Here is a 359-nt window from a genome sequence, read left to right as displayed (position 1 = left end):
CCGCCCGCGGAGGCCCGCCCGGGGCCGGCCCTGCCGCCCCCCCCCGTCCCCCAGGCCATGACCGCGGCCGAGTCGACGGAGGCCGCCGCGCAGCAGGCCGCCCTGTCCGCCGCGCAGGCCCTGTCCGCCGCGGCACCGGGCATCCGCACCGCCGCCCGCAACGCCGCTGCCCAGGCAGCCGAGCAGGCCCGCGAGGAAGCCGCGCTCATGCGCGCGTGGGGCGTGGAGCCCGGCCAACTCGAACGCATGTCCTTCGACGCCCGCGCCAGGCTCGCGCAACGGCTGCGCACCGGCGCGCTCAGCCAGTTCGCCGAGCTGATCGGCCGGTTCCGGCAGATGGCCGCCGGCGAGCGCGCCCG

Annotated in this window: 1 protein-coding gene; it reads left to right on the top strand. The window is 80.5% G+C overall.

Annotation, left to right across the window (positions count from 1 at the left end; translation table 11 throughout):
- Positions 1 to 57 precede the first annotated feature (57 nt).
- On the top strand, positions 58 to 359 hold a 302-nt coding region (locus F0L68_RS41690; RefSeq protein ID WP_223199650.1), incomplete at its 3' end, for a hypothetical protein.

The sequence above is a fragment of the Solihabitans fulvus genome, from assembly GCF_008386585.1.
GTDB classification, from domain to species: Bacteria; Actinomycetota; Actinomycetes; order Mycobacteriales; family Pseudonocardiaceae; genus Solihabitans; species Solihabitans fulvus.
This window is presented reverse-complemented; position numbering and strand designations above follow the sequence as displayed.